The sequence below is a fragment of the Caulobacter sp. DMC95 genome, assembly GCF_056313785.1.
Genome location: NZ_JBQUZP010000001.1, coordinates 320,745 through 340,179 on the forward strand (window position 1 = coordinate 320,745; position 19,435 = coordinate 340,179).

Below are 19,435 nucleotides of genomic sequence, written 5' to 3' on the forward strand. Positions count from 1 at the left end.
ACGTAAGGCCAAGTTTTCGCCGAACCGACGCTTCGGTGGGTTTACGCGACCACGCGTCATGTCGCCGCCTCTGCGGTAAGCAATGATGACACAATACGTGCAAACGCGCAGATGCGCCAATCGCCCCTGAGCCCCGAACGCTACCCGGAAACACTGAAGCGCATGCCATCGTAGCCTGGCTCGACATTCGCCGGCAAACGCGCCGCCAGCGCCTGATAATCTAGGTCGATATGAAGGTTGGTGAGGATAGCGCGGCGGGGTTTGGCGCGCGAAATCCATTCCAGGGCCAGATCGACATGAGCGTGTGTGGGGTGCGGGGTCCAGCGCAGCGCATCGACAATCCAGACGTCCAGGTCCTGCAGCGCCGACCAGCTTTCTTCGGGGATGGCGCGCGCATCCGGCGTGTAGGCCACGCCACCGATCCGATAGCCAACCGCGCGCACCTCTCCGTGATCCACGTCGAAGGTCTGGACCGCGATGTCGCCGCTGGGCCCCTCGATCATGAAGTCCACGCCGAGCGGCGGGATCAGCCGGGGCTCGCAGATCGCAGGGTAACCGCCCTGACTGACGAAGATGTAGGTGAAGCGCTGCGTCAGGCCGTCGTACGTGGCCTGATCCATATAGGTGGGGATCCGGGCGCGCTGGTTCAGGAAGAACGGACGCAGGTCATCGATGCCGTGAGCTTGATCAGCGTGGTCGTGGGTGAACAGCGCCGCGTCCATCCGGCGCACGCCCGCCCTCGCCGTCTGCAGCCGCAGGTCCGGCGAGGTGTCGATGATGACAGTCGTCTCGTGCAACGGGCCCGCCAGCGACCGGCGACGCACCAGCAGCGAGCAGCGCGACCGGTGATTTCGCGGATCGCTCGGATCACAGTCGCCCCAGTTGCCGTCCGCACGCGGCACGCCGCCCGAGGACCCAGAGCCCAGGATCGTGAACTCGAGCGCCTCGCTCATGGACGCGGGATCCGATCGAACAAGGCGAAGAACGCGTCTTCGGTCCGCTGCTCGGTCTCGGCGCGGCTCCAGCCCCGGATCTCGGCGAGCTTGTCGTAGATGTGCGGCAGGAAGGCCGGCTCGTTGCGACGGCCGCGCATCGGAACCGGAGCGAGATAAGGGCAGTCGGTCTCGACGATGATGCGGTCGGCCGGCATGTCGCGGATGACCGTCCTCACCTCTTCCGCGGCCTTGAAGGTGGCTATGCCCGAGACCGAGAACCAGGCGCCCAGCGAAGCGGCGCGCACGGCCAGCTCGGCCCCGCTGGTGTAGCAGTGCATCAGGATCTTGAACGGCCCGGCCGCGTGCTCGGCCTCAAGGATCTCGCCCATGATTTCATCGGCTTCCCGGGTATGAACAACCAAGGGCAATCCGCTCTCGCGCGCCGCGACGCAGTGCTGCCTAAACACCTCAGCCTGAACTTCGCGCGGCGAAAGATCGTAGTGGAAATCCAGGCCGCACTCGCCGATGCCGACCACACGAGGACGCCGGGCTAGGTCCACCAGGGTCGCAGCGGTCAGCGCAGGGTTTTCCTTGGCTTCGTGAGGGTGCGTGCCGACCGTGCACCAGATATCCGGCTCGGCCATGGCGATGGCGTGGACGGCCTCGAAGGATGAGACCTTGTCGCAGATGGTCACCATCATCGCGATCCCGGCCTCGCGGGCCCGCGCGATGACGGCGTCCTTGTCTTCGGCGAACTGGGGCGCGTGCAGGTTTACGTGACTGTCGATGAGCATGCGGCTCACATCGCCGTCTTGGCCGCCGCGCGCAAGTCCGAGATCACACTCCAGAAGACATCGGCCCGGTCGAGGTTCACCGCCTCGGCCTCGGCCGGCCAGCTCGAGAGCCTTTCCCAGGCCGCCGCCCAACGGTCGAGACCCAAAGAGTTCTTGCCGTCGGCGGCGACCTGGGTTGCGAAGATGCGGACCTGATCGGCAAGACGATCCATCAAGAGTTCGAACCTGGCGGCCCCGTCGGCGCCGCGGAAGGTGTCGGCCATGGCCAAAAGCGCGCCCTCGTCGAGCTTGGGCAGGCTGCGCAGAATCTCGTTGGCGGCGTCGTCGATGGCGATCGCCCCGGCGGCCGCCAGTTGCAGCGCTCGCCCCGGCGCGCCATGGGCCATCCGCGCCAGACGTTCGGCGTCGCGGTGCGGAACGTCCGCCATGCGCTCGACCATCTCGGCGGCGGCCGCCACGCCCGGCGCGGGAATGGCGAGCCGGCGGCAACGCGAGCGGATGGTCGGCAGCAGCTTGCCCGGAACATGGCTGATCAGCAGGATCACGCCGCGCGCCGGCGGCTCCTCCAGCGTTTTCAGCACGGCGTTGGCGGCATTGACGTTGAGGTCGTCGGCGGCGTCGATAATGGCCACGCGATAGGGTGAGACAGCGGGCGAATTGGCGAAGAATTCCGGCAGCTTGCGCGCTTCATCGACCGGAATGGATTTGCGCGCCTTGCCATCATCGGTCAGGCGTTCCAGCACCATCAGATCGGGATGCGACCTCGCGGCGACCTGACGGCTGACGACGTCCGAAGGCGCGGCCCCTAGCAGGCCTTGCGACGGGTCCGGACGAGCGCCCAGGAGGCGGCGGGCCATGCGGTAGGCCAGGGTCGCCTTGCCGACGCCCTCGGGGCCCGTGAGCAGCCAGGCGTGGTGCAGCCGCCCGCGGTCCAGGGCGTCCAGAAACGCCGCCTCGGCGGCCGACTGGCCGTCCAGGCGGTAGACGTCGCGAGGGTGAGCCGGCGCCTGCATCACAGGCCCAGGCGTTGCGCGACCACATCCGCGATCGCCGCCGTCACCGCGTCGAGCTCGGCGTCGGCGTTGATCACCACACAGCGCTCAGGCTCCCGACGCGCGATCTCCAGGTAGCCGGCGCGAAGCCGTTCGTGGAACGCTAGGCCCTTCGACTCAAACCGCGCCGCGCCGCCTCGCGCTTCAGCCCGTTGCAGGCCCACCTGCGCAGGCAGGTCGAGGATCAGCGTGAGGACAGGGATCGTCCCGCCAAGCACGTGCTCTTCCAGGGCGGCGATCAGGCTGGCCGGCGCATCGCCGCCCGCCCCCTGATAGGCGCGCGTGGAGTCCGCGTAGCGGTCGCACAAAACGACCGCGCCGCGCGCCAGGGCCGGCCTGATCACGCGCTCGACGTGGTCGCGGCGAGCCGCATACATCAAAAGGCTCTCGGTGACGGGCGACCAGCGATCAGCGGCGCCGTTGACCAGAAGGTCGCGGATCGCCTCAGCGCCGGGGCTGCCCCCCGGCTCGCGCGTGACAACAACGTCGTGACCGGCCGCACTGAGGCGGTCGGCGAGGCGACGGATCTGGGTGGACTTTCCTGCCCCCTCCCCGCCTTCGAAACTGATGAAGAAACCCTGGGTCACCGGTCTCCATTCGACCGGTTTGAGAGGCTTGTCTAGGGCCGCAGGCCTAGGGCCTAAGGATGGTGGCGCCGGAATAGCCCAGCGCCTCGACCTGCTGCCGCAGGTTCCAGGCCGCGCTCTCGTCCTCGCCCGCGGCGACCGTGACCCGATACAGCGTGCCTGTCGCCCGCTCGATCGCTTCGATGGACGCGCGGCCAGCGCTCGTGAGCTGCCTCACGGCCTTCTCGGCGTTCTCGCGACTTGAGAATGAGCCGGCCTGAATTCGGAACGCCGACTTGCTGCTCGCGAACACCGGATCTGGAGGATTGATCGGCGGCGCGGACTGCTGGATCGGCGCGGGAGTCCAGGTCGGTTCGCGGCGCGCCGGCAGGACTTGAACGCGCTGCGGCGGCTCCTGGATGTCCTCAAAGCTGCGCAGCGACGGTCTTTGTCGCGGCGGTGGGGGCGGCGCGGCTTGGGCGTACTGGCGGGGAGCCTCGATGGCGCGGCGGGGCGCAGGGCCGACATACTTGACCCGAACACGGGCGACGCCCTGGCGGCGATAACCCAGCTCCTCGGCGGCGGCCTTGGACAAGTCGATGATGCGGTCGCCGACAAAGGGTCCCCGATCATTGACGCGGACAATCATCTTCCGCCCGTTATCGAGGTTGGTCACCTCGACAAGGCTCGGCAACGGCAGCGTCTTGTGAGCGGCCGACGGCAGATCCATGTCGAAGATCTCGCCGTTCGACGTCCTGCGGTTATGGAACTGCTCGCCGTACCAGGACCCGATCCCGGTGACGTTGTAGTCCTTATCCTCGTGCGGGTAGTACCAGATACCCTTGATCTGATAGGGCTTTTCCGTCCCACGCAGCGGCTTGCCGTCACGGCCGATCATGGAGCCCGGGCGCGGCGCGCTCCCCGTACTGGTCGCCACCGTGCGGCCGACCTCGTACTTGGGCGTGGCGCAGGCGGCGAGGCTGAAGGCCGCCAAAGCCATCAGGCTAAAGCGCCGCGCAAACCGCCAAACCTGTTCGATACCCTGGTTCATCCGATCGCCGTCCGACGGGCCGCACCCTTCCGAGCGTTAAAGTTGGCAGGTTTGTTTTGAAGTCTGGTTAAGGCGCGAGCACGCTGATATAGCCGCCTGCTCCGGACAGGTGGCCGAGTGGTTTAAGGCAGCGGTCTTGAAAACCGCCGTAGGTGGAAGCCTACCGTGGGTTCGAATCCCACCCTGTCCGCCAGACGCTTCCGCGCAGGCGGAAAACGCTTTCAGGACAAGCATGTCGGCGACCCGAACCGCGCTCTATGGCCAGCCCGATCATGATCTGGCGCCCTCCGCTTCCGACGCCGTGCAGCTTTCACCCCTGATCGTCGGATCCACGAATCTCAACGTCGTCGCCGACGAGACTTTTGACGCTGTGACGGTGCGCGCGCCGGCAGGTGCGATCGAGCGTCGGTATGTGCTGGCGCACGCGCTGCGTATCCTGGCGCCCGGCGGCCGCCTGACGGCCTTCGCACCCAAGGATCGCGGCGGTCTGCGCTTGAAGAAGGAGCTCCAGGCGCTGGGCTGTGAGGTTGGCGAGAGCGCGCGTCGCCACAACCGGATCTGCGTGTCGCTGCGCCCCGGGTCTATCACTGCTCTTGAGGACGCCATCGCGGCCGGCGCGCCGCGCCAGATTTCCGAAAACGGCCTCTGGACCCAGCCCGGCGTTTTCAGCTGGGATCGCCTGGACGCCGGCACCAATGCGCTCCTGCAAGTCCTGCCGCCCTTCTCCGGGGTCGGCGCGGACCTGGGCAGCGGTATCGGGCTACTGGCCCTGAATGTGCTGGCTTCGCCGAAGGTCACCAAGCTGACACTGGTTGAACTGGACCATCGCGCGGTCGAGGTCTCCCGGCGCAATGTCACCGATCCTCGGGCGGAGATCGTCTGGGCTGACGCGCGTCAGACCGGCCTGAAGGATCTCGACTTCATCGTCAGCAACCCGCCATTTCATGACGGCGGCGGCGAAGACAAGGCTTTGGGGCAGGCTTTCATTCGAGCCGCAGCGGACGCCCTGCGCAAAGGCGGATCGCTGTGGATCGTGGCCAACCGTCACCTGCCCTACGAGGCGATCCTGACCGAGAGTTTCGCCAAGGTCGGTCTGGTCGGCGAAGGCGGCGGCTACAAGGTGTTCGAGGCCAAGAAGTGAGCAAGGCGCTGATGGCGCGCCTGGACCGGCTGCTGGCCAACCTCGGCTATGGCAGTCGCAAGGACGTCCAGGCCTTGGTCGCCGGCGGCAAGGTGATGCTGGACGGCGCTGTGCTGAAGGACGCCGGGGCTCGTATCGCGGTCGACGCAAGCCTGCCCGAGCGCATGACCATCCGCGGCGTCCCGGTGGATCCGCCCGCCCCGCTCGTTTTGATGATGCACAAGCCGCTAGGCGTGGTGTGCTCGCACAAGGAAGACGGCGAGAAGATCTACGATCTCCTGCCTCGCCGGTGGCGCTTGCGCGACCCTGGGCTCTCGACGGTCGGCCGCCTCGACAAGGACACCAGCGGCCTCATCCTGATCACCGACGACGGCGATTTCTTGCACCGGGTGATCTCGCCCAAACGCCATGTGCCCAAGACCTATCTGGCGACCTTGGACCGCGCCCTGAACGGCTCTGAAGGTGAGATTTTCGCCGCCGGAGCGCTGATGCTGGACAGTGAGGAAAAGCCCCTGCTCCCGGCCAAGCTGGACGTCGTGGACGCCCGGACAGCGCGCCTGACGATCACCGAAGGGCGCTACCATCAGGTCCGGCGCATGTTCGCGGCGGTTGGCAACCATGTCGTGACCCTGCACCGCGAGCGGATCGGCGGCATCGCCCTGCCTGACGACCTCACGCCTGGACAGCATCGCATTCTGCCAGCGGCGCAAGCCGAGCAGGTGTTCGCCGATGTCTGAGCCGATTATCGTCGACGCACGGGGGCACCACTGTCCGGTGCCGACCTTGAAGCTGCGCAAGGCGCATGAGGTCGCGGCGGCGGGCGCGGAACTGGTGCTGCTGGCCACTGACCCCATGGCCAGGATCGATGCGCCGCACTTCGCAGGCCAGGTCGGGGCGACGGTTCTGGACGTCACCGACCTGGGCGGCGGCGTGATCAGGATTCGGGTTCGGAAGGCGCCTTGAGCGCGATCCGGCGTGGGCCTTCCAGCAGCGCCCGCGGCCGCTCGTCCAGCGCGATCTCGACCTCAGTGGCCAGCGCCCCGCCGAAAAAGATCGCGTTGACGCTCCACGACAGCCAGATCAGGAAGATGATCACGGCCGAGATCGAGCCGTACGTCGCGCCCAGATGCACGATCTTCTCGACGTAGAAGGCGCTGGCCCACGACATGAAAACGCAGAGCGCTGCGGCGGTGACGCCCCCTGCGATCGAGGCGCGCCAGCCGACCACTTCGCGCGACATGGCGTAGCGATAGATAAGGCTCATCCCGACCACGATGCCAAAACTGGCCCAGGTCCATTCGGACTGAATCCATGAGACGCCCGCCAGCGGCCGCAGCTCCAGGGCCGAGCCAAGCAGTCGCAGCGTGAGGAAGATACCCGACATGATGAAGAGCAGGCCGAAGGCCGCCATCAGCACGAGCAAGGCCATCAGGTTGAAGCCCAGAAATCCGCGCTGGTTCTCTTCGTCGTGGATGAAGGACAAGCCGGCGAGCAGGGCCTTGAAGCCCCGGTGCGCAGCGTAGGCGCCGACGATCAGCACAACGCCGCTCTGCAGCGAAATGGTCTGGCCGGGCGCGTGGGCGAGCCGGGTGAGCTCGTCCTGCACGATTGATCGCGCGCCGGCCGGAATCAGTTCGGCCAGCTTCACCGCCTGCCAGGCGGCGGTCTCGGGCGTGAGAAAGAAGCTATAGAGCCCGATCAGAATCGCCAGCCCCGGGAAGACGGCCAGAAGCGCGAAAAACGAGACCCCGCCGACGTAAAGCATCACATCGCGCCCCCAGAGCCGAGACAGGGCGAGGCCCAGGACGCGGAGGATTTCGCGGACCCAGTGGGTTGGATCAAGGTCGAGGTCGCGCCAGCGGATGCGCTGCAAAGGGTCGTGCATCCGGCGGACCATGGCCGCGCGGCCCTGCGAAGTCAAAGACGCGCCACCTGGGGGAGGTGACGCGTCTCCGCAGGACTTGCCTGAGAACCGATCGCCGCTTCGAGGGACGGATGGGCGCGGCGACCGATCGACGCTGACACCCTAGAAAGTCCCGCCTGAACGGCGCCTGAACAAAATCAGAGCGCGCCCGAGGCCTTCAGCGCCTCGATCGCCTCGGGGCTAAAGCCCCAATCGGCGAGAGCCTCGTCATTGTGCCCGCCGATCTTCGGCGGCGGTCCCTGGATCGCGCCCGGCGTCGCCGAGAAGCGAGGCGCGGGCGCGGGCTGGGTGACGCCGGCCACCTCGACAAAGGTCTGGCGGGCGGCGTTGTGCGGGTGCTTGGGGGCCTCGTCCATGGTCAGGACCGGGGCGAAGCAGACGTCAGTGGCGTCCATGATCGCGCACCACTCGGCCTGGGTCTTGGTCGCGATGACGGCGGCCAGCTTGTCGTGCAGCTCGGGCCATTCTTCACGGCTCATCTGGTGCTGGAACTGCGGATCGCTGATCCCGGTCTTTTCCAGCAGCAAGAGGTAGAATTGCGGCTCGATCGAGCCGATCGAGATCCATTTGCCGTCCGAGCACTGGTAGGTGTCGTAGAAGTGGGCTCCGCCGTCGAGCATGTTCGAGCGCCGTCCTTCGCCCCACATCCCGGCGGCCTTGAAACCGTAGAACATGGCCATCAGCGAGGCCGCGCCGTCGCTCATCGCGCAGTCGATCACCTGGCCTTGGCCCGTCGACCGGGCGTGGATCACCCCCGCCAGCAGACCGAACGCCAGATAGAGCGCCCCGCCTCCGAAGTCGCCGACTAGGTTGAGCGGCGGCACCGGCTTGTCGGTGGTCCCGATGGCGTGGAGCGCGCCGGTGATGGCGATGTAGTTCATGTCGTGGCCGGCCGCCTTGGCGTAGGGGCCAGTCTGCCCCCAGCCGGTCATGCGGCCGTAAACAAGCTTTGGATTGCGGGCGAGCACCACATCGGGACCAAGGCCCAGGCGCTCCATGACCCCAGGACGGAAGCCCTCGATCAGGCCGTCGGCCTGTTCCAGCAGCTTCAGGCAGGTCTCGATCGACTCGGGGTTCTTCAGGTCCAGCGCCACCGAGCGCCGACCGCGCGCCGTGACATCGGCCGGCGAGCCGCGCCCTTGGCCCTTGCGGTCGATGCGCACGACATCCGCGCCGAGGTCCGACAACAGCATGCCGCAGAAGGGGCCCGGTCCAATGCCGGCGAACTCAACGATCTTCAGTCCCGAAAGCGGCCCCTGGCCCATGACGCAATCTCCCTGTCAGCCCTATGAACCTGGCTGATTGGAGCCAGTAGAGCGATACTGACGTTCGGTCAGGCAAGCCAGGATCGGCGAGACGCCGCGGTTCTTCGATTCACCCCCAGCCTGCGGCGTTGCGCGGCTTTGATGGCGCTCACCCTCTGCTATGGTGCGGCGTCGAATCCCGGCGCCCCCTCAGGGTCGCCGCATTGTGTGTTCGGGCGGAGGTTGGTTTGGCGGTTGACGCCCGGATCCTGATCGTGGCGCGCGATGATGTTCGCGCCGGACCGCTGGCCGAAGGGCTGGATCGGTTGGGCTGGCGCACGATCACCGCGCGCGGCCCCTACGCCGCGCTCGCCGCCTTGGGTGACCTGCCCATTGAGGCGGTGATCGTCGATCTGGCCAGCGCCGGTCCCGAAACCCAAACCCTGGCGCGTCGCCTGAAGGCGGCCGTCGCGCCGCGCCGCCTGCCGGTCATCGCGATCAGCGAACCCGACGCCGATTTTCGCAGTCAGTCGTTCGATCTGACGCTCTCCCCGCCCCTGCACCCCTCTCAAGCCGCCCTGCGGCTGGAGTCCCTGGTGCGTACGGCGATCGCCGAGGAGGAGTTCGAGCTCCGCCTCGAGACGTTCGGCGAGCGCGGCCGACGGCTCGATCTGCCGGAACCGTCGGACGCGCCCTATCGCATCCTGGCCGTGGGCGAGCCCGCGCCGCAGTTCTTGGCCTTGTCCAACGCCCTGCAAGCCAGCGGCGCCGAGGTGGTCGGCGCGTTCACGGCCTACACCGCTTTCGACTATCTGCATGAGCGGCCGTTCGACTCGGTGGTGCTGTGGGCCGGCGACAGCCAGCAGGAAGCCCTGTCGATCGCCGCCGGCATGCGGCGCAACACGCGCCTGTTTCACATTCCGGCCCTGCTTTACCTGAAGGCCGAAAGCTATGTGACGATGTCGGAGGCCTTTCATCGGGGCGTATCCGACGTCGCTTCGCCCGAAACGCCGGAGAGCGAGACCGCGATGCGCGTCATGGAACTGGCCCGCAGCTTCCGACGCGGCGAAGCCATCCGGGGCGCGCTGGAAAAGGCGCGCAGTTCGGGCCTGATGGACGCCGCCACCGGCCTCTTCACGCGCGACCTCTTCGCCGCGCACCTCGCGCGGTTGGCCAGCGCCGCGCGGGAACGGGCGCGGCCGCTGTCGATCTGCGTGCTGCGCATCGCCGACAAGCCGGAGGCCGTCTGGGCGCGTCAGAACGGCTGGCTTGACCGGGCCATTCCGCAGATCGGCTCGATGGTGGGACGCCTGGTGCGGGTCGAGGACACGCCAGCGCGTCTGGCGACCGAAGTGTTCGCCCTGGCCTTGCCCGCCACCAATCAAAGCGCGGCGCGCGCCGCCGCCGAACGGATCGCGGCGGTCATCGGCTGCACCGCCTTCGACGCCGGCGAGGATCGGGCGCCGTTTGTCTGCGAGTTCGACATCGGCGTGGCCGAGGTCCAGCCGGGCGAAGGCGCGGTGAAGGCCCTGGAACGTGCGGCGGCCGCCGCGCTCAAGCGCGAGGCCGGCTGAAGCTTGGCGCTTGGGGCTCTAGGTCGCGCGTCCTATATGGAACACGTCCTGTAGCGGACGGTATTTCCTTTGGAGTTCTCCATGAGCCAGCCGCAAGCCATGATCATCGACGTCGTGGCCGATGTCGTCTGCCCGTGGTGCTATCTGGGCTGGCGTCGCCTCAAGTCGGCGGTCGCCCTGCGCCCGGACTTGAAGGCGCAACTGATCTGGCGTCCCTATCAGCTGGATCCGACGCTCCCCGAGGAAGGCGTCGACCGCAAGACCTACATGGCGCAGAAGTTCAAGGATCCTGACAAGCTTAAGGCCGTCCACACCGCACTGGTCGAGGGCGGAACCGAGGAAGGCATCGTCTTCAACTTCGACGCCATCGCCTTGTCGCCCAACACCAACGCCGCCCATCGCCTGATCCGCTGGGCGCTGACGGCCGGCGTTCAGGATCAGGTCGTCGAAGCGTTGTTCCAGGCCTATTTCGAACAGGGCCAGGACATCGGCGACCCCGTCTTACTCGGCGATATCGCCGAGGCGGCCGGCATGGAGCGCTTGGTGGTGCTGCAACTGCTCTCCGAAGGGGCCGACAAGGAAGCCGTCGCGCGCGAGCACGCCATGGCCGTGCAGGGCGGTGTGACGGGCGTGCCGTTTGCTATTTTCGCCGGCAAGGTCGCGGTCGTCGGCGCCGAGTCCCCAGAGCGCATCGCTCAGGCGATCGATCAGGCCCTGGCGAGTTAGCATACCCTGACACCCGGCGTTCCGGTCGGGATGAAGGCAGACAAGGCGCCGGCTTGACACGTAGAATTACAATCGTAATTATCCGCCGCATATTACGGATGTAATCGAACAGGAGCTGATGATGCGCCTACGCCACCTATCAACCCTCGCGGCCGCCGCTGCGATGTTGGCGACTCCCGCCCTGGCCTCGACGGCTCTGGCGCAGTCGGGCCACAAGTCCTTGACCCTCATCGCGATCTTCGCGAACGCCGCCGCGCCCGTGCAACTGATCGCCTTGCTTCTGGTCACCGGACTCTTCGTCAGCCCGATCTTAGCCGCCCTACGTCCGCACGCACGTTTGCTACCGGCGATCAACAAGAGCGCCCTGCCCCTCGGCTTCGCCGCAGCGACCTACACCCTCCTGGCCGGCGCGGTGGGTATCGCCAACCTCGGGACGGCCCCGAGCCTCGCGGTCATGGCGCCCGGCTTGGCCGAAGCGCTGATGATGGCCATGCTTGGCCTGCTGACCGCCGGCGTCGCCCGCCTGGCGGGAGAACTGACGGCACGGCGCGAGGGCGAAGCTAACCTCGCCTAGCCGCGACAAAAACGCCGTTCGCACAACCCCGCTTGCTTTTTGCACCGCAGCAAGCGCATAAGGTCGCTCATCGGGCCCCCTTCGTGTCGCTTCGGCGGCGGAAGGGGGCTATTTTTGTTTGAATTCGACCAAGAAGCGGTCCGAGGGAAGCGTTCAAGGCTTCAAAGGGGCCCGATTTGGTCATGGCGCGAGCCGCGCGTGTTTGTGTGCGGCCGCAGACGTGAATTGGACCCATATGCCCTTCCCTGCCTCCCACCCCGCTCTTGAGCGGGCTCTCGCCGCTCAAGGCTACGCCGAGCCCACCCCCGTCCAGGCCGCCGTGCTGGCCGCCGACGCCGCTGACCGCGACCTCCTGGTCAGCGCCCAGACGGGCTCCGGCAAGACCGTCGCTTTCGGCCTGGCCGCCGCACCGACCCTGCTCGGCGACGCCGAAACCTTCGGTCAGGCCGCCGAGCCGCTGGCCCTGGTCATCGCCCCGACCCGCGAACTGGCCATGCAGGTCAATCGCGAGCTGGCTTGGCTGTACGCCGAGGCCAAGGCTGCGGTGATCAACTGCGTGGGCGGCATGGACGCTCGCCGCGAACAGCGCGCACTGAACTACGGCGCGCACATCGTCGTCGGGACGCCCGGCCGTCTGCGTGACCATATCGAGCGCGGACACCTGGATCTCTCCAAGCTGAAGGTCGCCGTCCTAGACGAGGCCGACGAGATGCTGGACATGGGCTTCCGCGAGGACCTGGAATTCATCCTCGACGCCGCCCCGCCCGAGCGCCGCACCCTGCTGTTCTCGGCCACCCTGGCCCGCGACATCGTCGAGCTGGCCAAGCGCTATCAGAACGACGCTGTCCGCATCGACACCATCGGCCGCAACGAGCCGCACCGCGACATCGAGTACCGCGCCGTGCGCGTGGCTCCGAACGAGGTCGAGCACGCGGTCGTCAATCTGCTGCGCTTCTTTGAAGCCCCCGGCGCCCTGGTGTTCGCCAACACCCGCGAAAGCGTCCGCAGCCTGCACGCCAAGCTGCGTGAGCGCGGCTTCGCCGTTGTCGGCCTGTCGGGCGAGCTGTCGCAGCGTGAACGCGCTGACGCCCTGCAGGCCCTGCGCGACGGTCACGCTCGCGTCTGCGTCGCCACTGACGTCGCCGCGCGCGGCCTTGATTTGCCTGACCTCGGCCTCGTCATCCACGCCGAGCTGCCGATCAACAAGGCGACCCTGCTGCACCGCTCGGGCCGCACCGGCCGCGCGGGCAAGAAGGGCGTCAGCGCCCTGGTCGTCCCCTACACCCGTCGCCGTAAGGCCGAGCAGCTACTATACGCCGCCGGCGTCGAAGCCGACTGGGGCGGTGCCCCCAGCGCCGACTCGATCCGCGAGAAGGACCAGGAGCGCCTGCTCGAGGACCCGATCTTCAGCGAGACCTCGACCGACGAGGATATCGCCCTGGCTGAAGCCATGCTGGCCAAGCGCACCCCGGTCGAGATCGCCGCCGCGCTGATCCGCACCCGCCGCGCCAAGCTGCCGTCGCCGGAAGACATCTATGACGACCCGCGCCACGGCGCGGATCCCGGTCCGCGCTCGCGTGAGCCGCGTGAGCCTCGCGAGCTCGGCGAACGCCCCGAGCGCGAGCCGCGTGTCAGCATGGAAGGCTCGGAGTGGTTCCGCATCAGCGTTGGCCGTCGCGGCAATGCCGATCCGAAGTGGCTGATCCCGATGATCTGCCGCCTGGGCCACATCACCAAGAAGGACATCGGCGCGATCCGGATCTTCGACTACGACACCAAGTTCGAGATCTCGGCCGAGGCGTCGGTGAAGTTCGGCGCCGCCGTGCAAACGACGGTGCGCGAGGACGTCTCGATCACCCCGACGACGGCGCCGGCGCCGCGCGAAGCCGGCCCGCGCCGGGAGTATGCTCCGCGTCCCCCTCGCGGCGAAAACGATGGTCCGCGCGAGTATAAGCCGCGCGCTCCGCGTGAGGATCGGCCGCGTGAAGACGCCCCGCGCTCGCCGCGCGCCAATGCGCCTGGCTCGCGCGACCACACGCCGCGTCCGTCCAGCTTCGGCGAAGACGGTTTCAGCAACGCCAAGCCGTATAGCCGTGGCGAGGAGCCCAAGGGCGACTACAAGCCGCGCCGGGCCCCGCGTGACAACAACGCGCCGCGTCCCTACTCGCCGCAAGACTCGGACGGCGCGCCCAAGCGCGCCTTCAAGCCGCGTCACGAGGCCGGCGCCGACGCCCCCCGCGAATACAAGCCGCGCGCGCCGCGCGCGGACGGCGACGCTCCCAAGAAGCCGTTCAAGAAGAGCTTCAGCGACAACGCTGCAGGCCCCAAGCCCTATGCCAAGCCGTATGCCGGCAAACGCGACGGCGATGGTCCCGCCAAGCCGTTCCGAGGCCCCAAGCCCTTCAAGGCCAAGAGCTTCGACGCCAAGCCCGGCGGCAAGCCGGCTGGGAAGCCGTTCAAGAAGAAGTAGTTTGAAGTCAAATCCTCCCCCTCGCGGGGGAGGTGTCGGCTCGGAGAGACGACGGAGGGGGAAGCGGCAGGGTCAGCAGCACTCCCCCCTCCGGCCTTCGGCCGCCTCCCCCACCCGGGGGAGGATTTGATCACACCGACTGCCCGGCGCTCCAACCCGACGCCCAGGCCCACTGGAAGTTATACCCGCCCAGCCAGCCAGTGACGTCGACGACTTCGCCAACAAAATAGAGCCCCGGCACGGCCTTGGCCTCCAGGGTGCGGGAGTCGAGCGCTTCGGTGTCGACCCCGCCCAGGGTGACCTCGGCCGTGCGATAGCCCTCCGAACCGACCGGCTTGAAGGTCCAGGCGTTGACCGCCGTGGCCAACCGTCCCAGCACCTTGTCAGAACAGTCGGCGATGTTGCCCCTGTCGGCCGCCTCTTCCTCGGCGATCGCCTGGGCGACACGCTTGGGCAGCAGGGTCGACAGCACCGTGGCCACAGCCTGACGCGGCGTGGCTGTACGCGCGGTCTTCAGCGCCGCCAGAGCGTCAACGCCGGGCGCCATGTCGACCCGGATTTCATCACCTTCACGCCAGTAGGACGAAATCTGCAGGATCGAGGGCCCCGACAGTCCCCGGTGCGTGAACAGCATGCCTTCCTGGAACTTGGTCTTGCCGCGCGCGACCACGGCGTCCAGCGCCACACCCGATAGCGGCGTGAGCTTGGCGAGCATGCCGGCCTCGAAGGTCAGCGGCACAAGGGCCGGCCGCGTCTCGATGATGTTGAGGCCAAACTGCTTGGCGATGTCGTAGCCCAGGCCCGTCGCGCCCATCTTCGGGATCGACTTGCCGCCGCTGGCCACCACCAGGGAGGCGCAGGCGACCACGCCAGTGGAAAGTCCCACTTCAAAGCCGCCCTCGGTCTTGCGGATCTCGCCCACGCTGGTCTCAAGGCGGAGCGTCACGCCGGCGGCCTTCATCTCGGTCAGCAGCATGGTGATGATCTGCTTGGCCGAGCCGTCGCAGAACAGCTGCCCCAGGGTCTTCTCGTGATAGGCGATGCCGTACCGCTCGACGAGGGCGATGAAGTCGCGCGGGCGATAGCGCCGCAGGGCCGAAAGCGCGAACTTCGGATTGGCCGACAGGAAGTTATGGATCGACGCGCCGGTGTTGGTGAAGTTGCAGCGGCCGCCCCCGCTGATGCGGATCTTCTCGCCCGGCGCTTTGGCGTGGTCGACCACCAGCACCGAGCGCCCGCGCTTGCCCGCCTCGATAGCGCACATCATGCCGGCCGCGCCCGCGCCGATCACCACAACGTCGAAGGTTTCCAAGACTTTTCCGTTCTTTGCTTCCCCTCCTTCGACCGGAGGCGGCGGTCCGAGTCAACCGACCGGGAGGGCGAGATCGGCTTGACCTTCCGACGAAAGGCGCTACGACGCTCGCCCCCTCCCGCACTGCACTGATCGAGCCCCTCCATGACGGCCGCTTCTCCCGTTTCGGCCGCCGGCGCGCCGACCATCGGCGTCGACTTCGGCACCACCAACACCGTGGTCTCGTTGACGCTTGGCGATGACCACGCACGGCTGGTGCGCTTTACGATCGACAACCGCGACCTCTTCGCCTTCCGATCCGCGCTCAGCTTTCACAGCGTCCAGGGCGTGGGCGATGCGGCGAACGAGCGGGTGGTCGAGGCCGGTCCGTGGGCGATCGAGGCCTATCTGGAGGACCCGCTGGAGACACGGTTCATCCAGTCGTTCAAGACCTTCGCCGCCTCGGCCGCCTTCACCGAGACCCGGATCCTCAACAAGCGCTACCAGTTCGAGGACCTGCTGGCGGCGTTCCTGCTGCGCCTGCGCGACCATGCGGGCGCGCAGCTCTCAGATCTGCCGCCCCGGATCATCGTCGGACGCCCCGTAACCTTCGCCGGTTCATCGCCGGACGAGGCTCTGGCCCTGACCCGCTATGAGGCCGCCTTCCAGCGCCTGGGCTTCACCGACATCCGCTACGCCTACGAGCCCGTCGGCGCAGCGTTCTTCTTCGCCCGTCAACTGAAGCAGGACGCCACCGTGTTGGTCGCCGACTTCGGCGGCGGCACCAGCGACTTCTCGCTGGTCAGGTTCGAACGCGCGGCGGACGGTACGCTGCGCTCGACGCCGCTGTCGCGTTCGGGCGTCGGCGTCGCCGGCGACGCCTTCGACTACCGGATCATCGACCAACTTGTTTCGCCAGAGCTCGGCAAAGGCTCGGACTACCGATCGTTCTCCAACAGCCTGCCGATCCCGCAGCGCTACTACGCCGCCTTCGCCCGCTGGGACCAGCTGGCCCTGCTGCGCGCCTCCAAGGACATGCGCGACATCCGCGCCCTGGAGCGCACCGCGCTGGAGCCCGACAAGATCGCCGCCCTGATCGAGGTGCTGGACGGCAATCACGGCTACGCCCTCTACCGCTCGGTCTCGGCGCTGAAGGAGGCCCTGTCGAGCCAGGATCAGGCGACCTTCCGATTCGAAGCCGGCTCAGTTCGGATCGAAAAGCCCGTTGCGCGGTCCGAGTTCGAGGCTTGGATCGCGCCCGAGCTGACCGCGATCGAGACGGCCGTGGGCCAGGCCCTTGAGCAGGCCAACCTCACCGAGGCCGACGTCGACCGTGTGTTCCTGACCGGCGGCAGCTCGTTCGTGCCCGCGGTGCGCGAGATCTTTCTGCGCCGCTTCGGCGCCGACAAGATCGAGACCGGTGGCGAGTTCGAGTCTATCGCCTCGGGCCTGGCTTTGATCGGCCGCGAGGCGGACCTCGACCGCTGGACGATGCGCGCAAGCTAGGCCCTCTTCGCCGCATGGTGGCGCCCGGCGCTTTGGCTTAGGGTTAACGCGAACGATTCGCGTCGCGACCTTGTGGGGCAACGAGTCCAGTGCCGATTTCGTATCTGTCCGCCGCTCAGATCGCCGCCCTGGCGACGACGACGATACAGACCCTGTCCACCACCAAGATGGAGTCGCTGACCAAGACGCAGGTCGGCGCGCTGTCAGACACCGCAATCGGCGCGCTGAACGCCAGTCAGGTCTCCGCGCTCTCGGCGACCCAGGTCAAGGGCCTGACCGCCACTCAGATCCCGGCCTTCGCCCAGAATCTCTTGTTCGATGTCGACCAGCTTCAGGCGTTCAGCGGCGCGCAGCTGAACGCCCTGACCTCGACCCAGCTGGCCAAGCTCGACGCTGACCGACTGCAGGCGCTGAGCGCCATCCAGATCGGCGCCATGGACGCCACGCACTTCACGGCGCTGGATGCGACCCAGATCGCGGCGCTCAGCACGACCCAGTTGGCCCAGCTGACCACGACCCAGATCGCCGCCTTCAGCGCGACCGACCTTGAAGAGCTGTCGCCGGAAAAGCTCTCCGCGCTGACGGGAACCCAGCTCAGCGCCCTGTCCGCTGATCTCATCCCGTCGCTGCAAGGCGACCGACTGTCAGCGCTGAGCACCACCCAGCTCCTGAGCATGACCGCCACGCAGGTCGCGGCCCTGTCGACGACCCAGCTGAAAGGCCTGGACGAAAGCCTGACAGCGCTGGGGGCCACTCAGATCGGCGCGCTGTCCGCGGCGCAGTCTGGCGTTCTGTCGGACGCGGTGGTGGGGGCGCTGACGGCGACACAGCTTGGCGCGCTAAGCGCCGACGGTCTGTCCGGGCTCTCGGCGACGCAGGTTGCAGGGCTGACCGGCACACAACTGGCCGGACTGAAACCGGCGCAACTGCGGGCGCTGAGCGAAAATGATTTAGCCGAGTTCACGCCGGCCCAGATGCGCCACTTCAGCGCCGCCCAGCTCTCGGCCCTGAGCACGACGGGCCTGAACAGCCTGGCCGCGGATCGGGTCCAGGTGTTCGATGCGACACAGTTGACGGCCTTGACGACCACTCAGATCGCCAGCCTGACCAGCGATGATCTGGCCGAGTTCACACCGGCCCAGGTGGAAGTGCTGGCCACGACGCAGTTGGCCGCTCTGTCCCCGACCAGCCTCAACAGCCTTGGTCGTGATCAGGTCCAGGCGCTGACCGGGACGCAACTTAAGAGCCTCAGCCGGACCCAGATCGGCGGCCTGTCCGAAACCAGCCTCGCGGCCTTCACGCCTGACCAAGTGCAAGTCTTCAGCACAACCCAGCTGAACGCGTTGTCGCCCAGCGCCTTCAACAGCCTAAACGCCAGTCAGGTCCAGGCCCTGACCGCGACCCAGCTGGCCGGGCTGACGATCACCCAGATCGCGGGGCTGACCGAAACAGATTTCGCCGAGTTCACGCCAGATCAGGCGGCGGCCTTGAGCGGCTTGCAAATCGCGGCCCTCGCCACGACGACCTTGAACGCCATCGCTCAAACCCAGATCCAGGGCCTGACCGAAACGCAGCTCGCAGCACTGACACCGACCCAGATCGCGGGCCTTTCGACAACCGGCTTCGACAAGCTCTCCTCGGCACAGCTCAGGGCGTTCGCACCCTCGCAAGTGGCGGCGTTGGAGACGACCAACTTCAATCGTTTGAGCGCCAGCGCGATCCAGGCCTTGTCGGGGGCGCAACTGGCGGCGATCAGCACAACCCAGATCGGCGGCCTGAGCGAAACGGACTTCGCGCGCTTTACGGCGACGCAAGTCGCCGGACTCAGCGGCGAGCAGATCGGGGCGCTGTCGACGACCAACTTCAACAGCCTCAGCCAAAGCCAGATCGACGCGTTCTCTTCCAACCAGCTGGCGGGGATCAGCGCGACCCAGATGAGCGGCCTGACCAATACCGATCTGGCTGAACTGTCGACGACGCAGTTCGCCGCGCTCACCGGGGCCCAGATTGGCGGCCTTTCCACACGCCATCTTACGGGCTTGGACCGAACGGCCTTTCAAGCTCTGACAGCGGGGCAAATTGCAGGCCTGAGCGCGAGCCAGCTTAGCGCTTTGACCCTGACCGATATCGGCGACTTCACCCCCGTCCAGATCGCCGCTCTGACCGCGAGCCAGATGATGGCGCTATCCGTGACCAATCTGGCGGCGCTGTCGGCCGAACAGTATGCCGCCCTGACGCCCGCAGCGCTCAGGGGGCTGTCCTCCTTCCAACTGCGCAACATCACCCCCAGCGCGTTCAGTCAGCTCAGCGAGACCCAGGTCCAGGCCTTGAACGCCAGCCAGCTTGGCTCGCTGTCGACATCGGTCATCGCCAGCTTGACTACGACCCAGGTGGGCTATCTGGCGCCGACCCAGATCCCGGGCCTGACGATCAATCAGTTGGACTGGCTCTCGACCACCAATATCGCTGCGATGACGCCGCTTCAGGTCGGCGCGTTCACGCCGGCGCAGGTCGAGAGCCTTGGCTAGAGCATTTTCCGATCTGTTTGGATCGGAGAAATACTCTAGTCCTTTGTATTGATGCATTT

General features: G+C 67.1%; 17 protein-coding genes, 1 tRNA gene and 1 pseudogene. 10 read left to right on the forward strand and 9 right to left on the reverse strand.

From position 1 onward, the window contains the following. Positions 1-140: 140 nt before the first annotated feature. Genes ACT53N_RS01540 through ACT53N_RS01560 form a run of 5 tightly spaced genes read right to left on the reverse strand, consistent with a single transcriptional unit; the run spans position 141 to position 4,398 of the window. Positions 141-953 carry an MBL fold metallo-hydrolase gene (locus ACT53N_RS01540; RefSeq protein ID WP_476062235.1) on the reverse strand — a complete coding sequence of 271 codons (813 nt, stop codon included), beginning with the start codon at positions 951-953 and terminating at the stop codon, positions 141-143. Next, positions 950-1,738: a TatD family hydrolase gene (locus ACT53N_RS01545; protein WP_476062236.1), complete on the reverse strand. Its 789-nt coding sequence runs from the start codon at positions 1,736-1,738 to the stop codon at positions 950-952. The genes ACT53N_RS01540 and ACT53N_RS01545 overlap by 4 nt, the downstream gene beginning before the upstream one ends. Continuing rightward, on the reverse strand, positions 1,735-2,745 hold the full coding sequence (locus ACT53N_RS01550; RefSeq protein WP_476062237.1) for a DNA polymerase III subunit delta': 1,011 nt from the start codon (positions 2,743-2,745) through the stop codon (positions 1,735-1,737). Before ACT53N_RS01550 ends, ACT53N_RS01545 begins: the two co-directional genes overlap by 4 nt. After that, on the reverse strand, positions 2,742-3,368 hold the full coding sequence (tmk, locus tag ACT53N_RS01555) for a dTMP kinase (protein ID WP_476062238.1): 627 nt from the start codon (positions 3,366-3,368) through the stop codon (positions 2,742-2,744). The genes ACT53N_RS01550 and tmk overlap by 4 nt, the downstream gene beginning before the upstream one ends. A 46-nt stretch (positions 3,369-3,414) precedes the next feature. Continuing rightward, positions 3,415-4,398, reverse strand: a complete 984-nt coding sequence (locus ACT53N_RS01560) for a septal ring lytic transglycosylase RlpA family protein (RefSeq protein ID WP_476062239.1) — start codon at positions 4,396-4,398, stop codon at positions 3,415-3,417. Positions 4,399-4,501: 103 nt separating this feature from the next. On the opposite strand from ACT53N_RS01560, the gene ACT53N_RS01565 reads away from it, so the two are divergent. The 4 genes from ACT53N_RS01565 (at position 4,502) to ACT53N_RS01580 (ending at position 6,502) form a co-directional block, all read left to right on the forward strand. Next, positions 4,502-4,591 (forward strand) — tRNA-Ser (locus tag ACT53N_RS01565). Positions 4,592-4,630: 39 nt separating this feature from the next. Continuing rightward, complete coding sequence (locus ACT53N_RS01570) at positions 4,631-5,539, forward strand: class I SAM-dependent methyltransferase (RefSeq protein ID WP_476062240.1); 909 nt, start codon at positions 4,631-4,633, stop codon at positions 5,537-5,539. After that, positions 5,536-6,276, forward strand: a complete 741-nt coding sequence (locus ACT53N_RS01575; protein WP_476062241.1) for a pseudouridine synthase — start codon at positions 5,536-5,538, stop codon at positions 6,274-6,276. Before ACT53N_RS01570 ends, ACT53N_RS01575 begins: the two co-directional genes overlap by 4 nt. Continuing rightward, entirely contained in the window at positions 6,269-6,502 is a 234-nt protein-coding gene (locus ACT53N_RS01580; protein ID WP_476062242.1) for a sulfurtransferase TusA family protein, read from the forward strand. The genes ACT53N_RS01575 and ACT53N_RS01580 overlap by 8 nt, the downstream gene beginning before the upstream one ends. Here the strand turns inward: ACT53N_RS01580 and ACT53N_RS01585 are convergent. Both ACT53N_RS01585 and ACT53N_RS01590 read right to left on the reverse strand, forming a co-directional pair. Beyond that, entirely contained in the window at positions 6,474-7,460 is a 987-nt protein-coding gene (locus ACT53N_RS01585; RefSeq protein WP_476062243.1) for a YihY/virulence factor BrkB family protein, read from the reverse strand. The genes ACT53N_RS01580 and ACT53N_RS01585 overlap by 29 nt on opposite strands. 140 nt (positions 7,461-7,600) lie before the next feature. Then, positions 7,601-8,728 carry a CaiB/BaiF CoA transferase family protein gene (locus tag ACT53N_RS01590; protein ID WP_476062244.1) on the reverse strand — a complete coding sequence of 376 codons (1,128 nt, stop codon included), beginning with the start codon at positions 8,726-8,728 and terminating at the stop codon, positions 7,601-7,603. Positions 8,729-8,955: 227 nt separating this feature from the next. Between ACT53N_RS01590 and ACT53N_RS01595 the strand changes: the two genes are divergently transcribed. From ACT53N_RS01595 to ACT53N_RS01610, 4 genes are all read left to right on the forward strand, one after another. Beyond that, the gene (locus ACT53N_RS01595; RefSeq protein WP_476062245.1) at positions 8,956-10,281 is read left to right on the forward strand and encodes a diguanylate cyclase domain-containing protein; all 1,326 of its coding nucleotides are present in this window, start codon (positions 8,956-8,958) and stop codon (positions 10,279-10,281) included. Positions 10,282-10,362: 81 nt separating this feature from the next. Further along, positions 10,363-11,007 (forward strand): DsbA family oxidoreductase, encoded by a 645-nt coding sequence (locus ACT53N_RS01600; RefSeq protein WP_476062246.1) that lies wholly within the window; start codon positions 10,363-10,365, stop codon positions 11,005-11,007. A gap of 121 nt (positions 11,008-11,128) precedes the next feature. Then, positions 11,129-11,581 carry a hypothetical protein gene (locus tag ACT53N_RS01605; protein WP_476062247.1) on the forward strand — a complete coding sequence of 151 codons (453 nt, stop codon included), beginning with the start codon at positions 11,129-11,131 and terminating at the stop codon, positions 11,579-11,581. 235 nt (positions 11,582-11,816) lie between these two features. Beyond that, a complete protein-coding gene (locus ACT53N_RS01610; protein WP_476062248.1) occupies positions 11,817-14,051 on the forward strand; it encodes a DEAD/DEAH box helicase in 2,235 nt (744 codons plus the stop codon). Positions 14,052-14,061: 10 nt separating this feature from the next. Here ACT53N_RS01610 and ACT53N_RS01615 read toward each other — a convergent pair. Together ACT53N_RS01615 and ACT53N_RS01620 are read right to left on the reverse strand one after the other, a co-directional pair. Continuing rightward, positions 14,062-14,170: pseudogene (locus ACT53N_RS01615) on the reverse strand (hypothetical protein); the annotation flags it as partial. A gap of 11 nt (positions 14,171-14,181) precedes the next feature. Next, positions 14,182-15,363 carry a BaiN/RdsA family NAD(P)/FAD-dependent oxidoreductase gene (locus ACT53N_RS01620; RefSeq protein ID WP_476062249.1) on the reverse strand — a complete coding sequence of 394 codons (1,182 nt, stop codon included), beginning with the start codon at positions 15,361-15,363 and terminating at the stop codon, positions 14,182-14,184. A gap of 144 nt (positions 15,364-15,507) precedes the next feature. Between ACT53N_RS01620 and ACT53N_RS01625 the strand changes: the two genes are divergently transcribed. Next, positions 15,508-16,848, forward strand: a complete 1,341-nt coding sequence (locus tag ACT53N_RS01625; protein ID WP_476062250.1) for an Hsp70 family protein — start codon at positions 15,508-15,510, stop codon at positions 16,846-16,848. An 89-nt stretch (positions 16,849-16,937) separates the two neighbouring features. Then, the gene (locus tag ACT53N_RS01630) at positions 16,938-19,376 is read left to right on the forward strand and encodes a hypothetical protein (RefSeq protein ID WP_476062251.1); all 2,439 of its coding nucleotides are present in this window, start codon (positions 16,938-16,940) and stop codon (positions 19,374-19,376) included. Positions 19,377-19,435: the final 59 nt, after the last annotated feature.

Excerpts from the sequence above, each read along its gene's own strand:
- ACT53N_RS01540 (WP_476062235.1), bottom strand. The coding sequence starts at position 953 with ATGAGCGAGGCGCTCGAGTTCACGATCCTGGGCTCTGGGTCCTCGGGC.
- ACT53N_RS01560 (WP_476062239.1), bottom strand. The coding sequence starts at position 4,398 with ATGAACCAGGGTATCGAACAGGTTTGGCGGTTTGCGCGGCGCTTTAGC.
- ACT53N_RS01570 (WP_476062240.1), top strand. The coding sequence starts at position 4,631 with ATGTCGGCGACCCGAACCGCGCTCTATGGCCAGCCCGATCATGATCTG.
- ACT53N_RS01580 (WP_476062242.1), top strand. The coding sequence starts at position 6,269 with ATGTCTGAGCCGATTATCGTCGACGCACGGGGGCACCACTGTCCGGTG.
- ACT53N_RS01590 (WP_476062244.1), bottom strand. The coding sequence starts at position 8,728 with ATGGGCCAGGGGCCGCTTTCGGGACTGAAGATCGTTGAGTTCGCCGGC.
- ACT53N_RS01600 (WP_476062246.1), top strand. The coding sequence starts at position 10,363 with ATGAGCCAGCCGCAAGCCATGATCATCGACGTCGTGGCCGATGTCGTC.
- ACT53N_RS01605 (WP_476062247.1), top strand. The coding sequence starts at position 11,129 with ATGCGCCTACGCCACCTATCAACCCTCGCGGCCGCCGCTGCGATGTTG.
- ACT53N_RS01610 (WP_476062248.1), top strand. The coding sequence starts at position 11,817 with ATGCCCTTCCCTGCCTCCCACCCCGCTCTTGAGCGGGCTCTCGCCGCT.
- ACT53N_RS01625 (WP_476062250.1), top strand. The coding sequence starts at position 15,508 with ATGACGGCCGCTTCTCCCGTTTCGGCCGCCGGCGCGCCGACCATCGGC.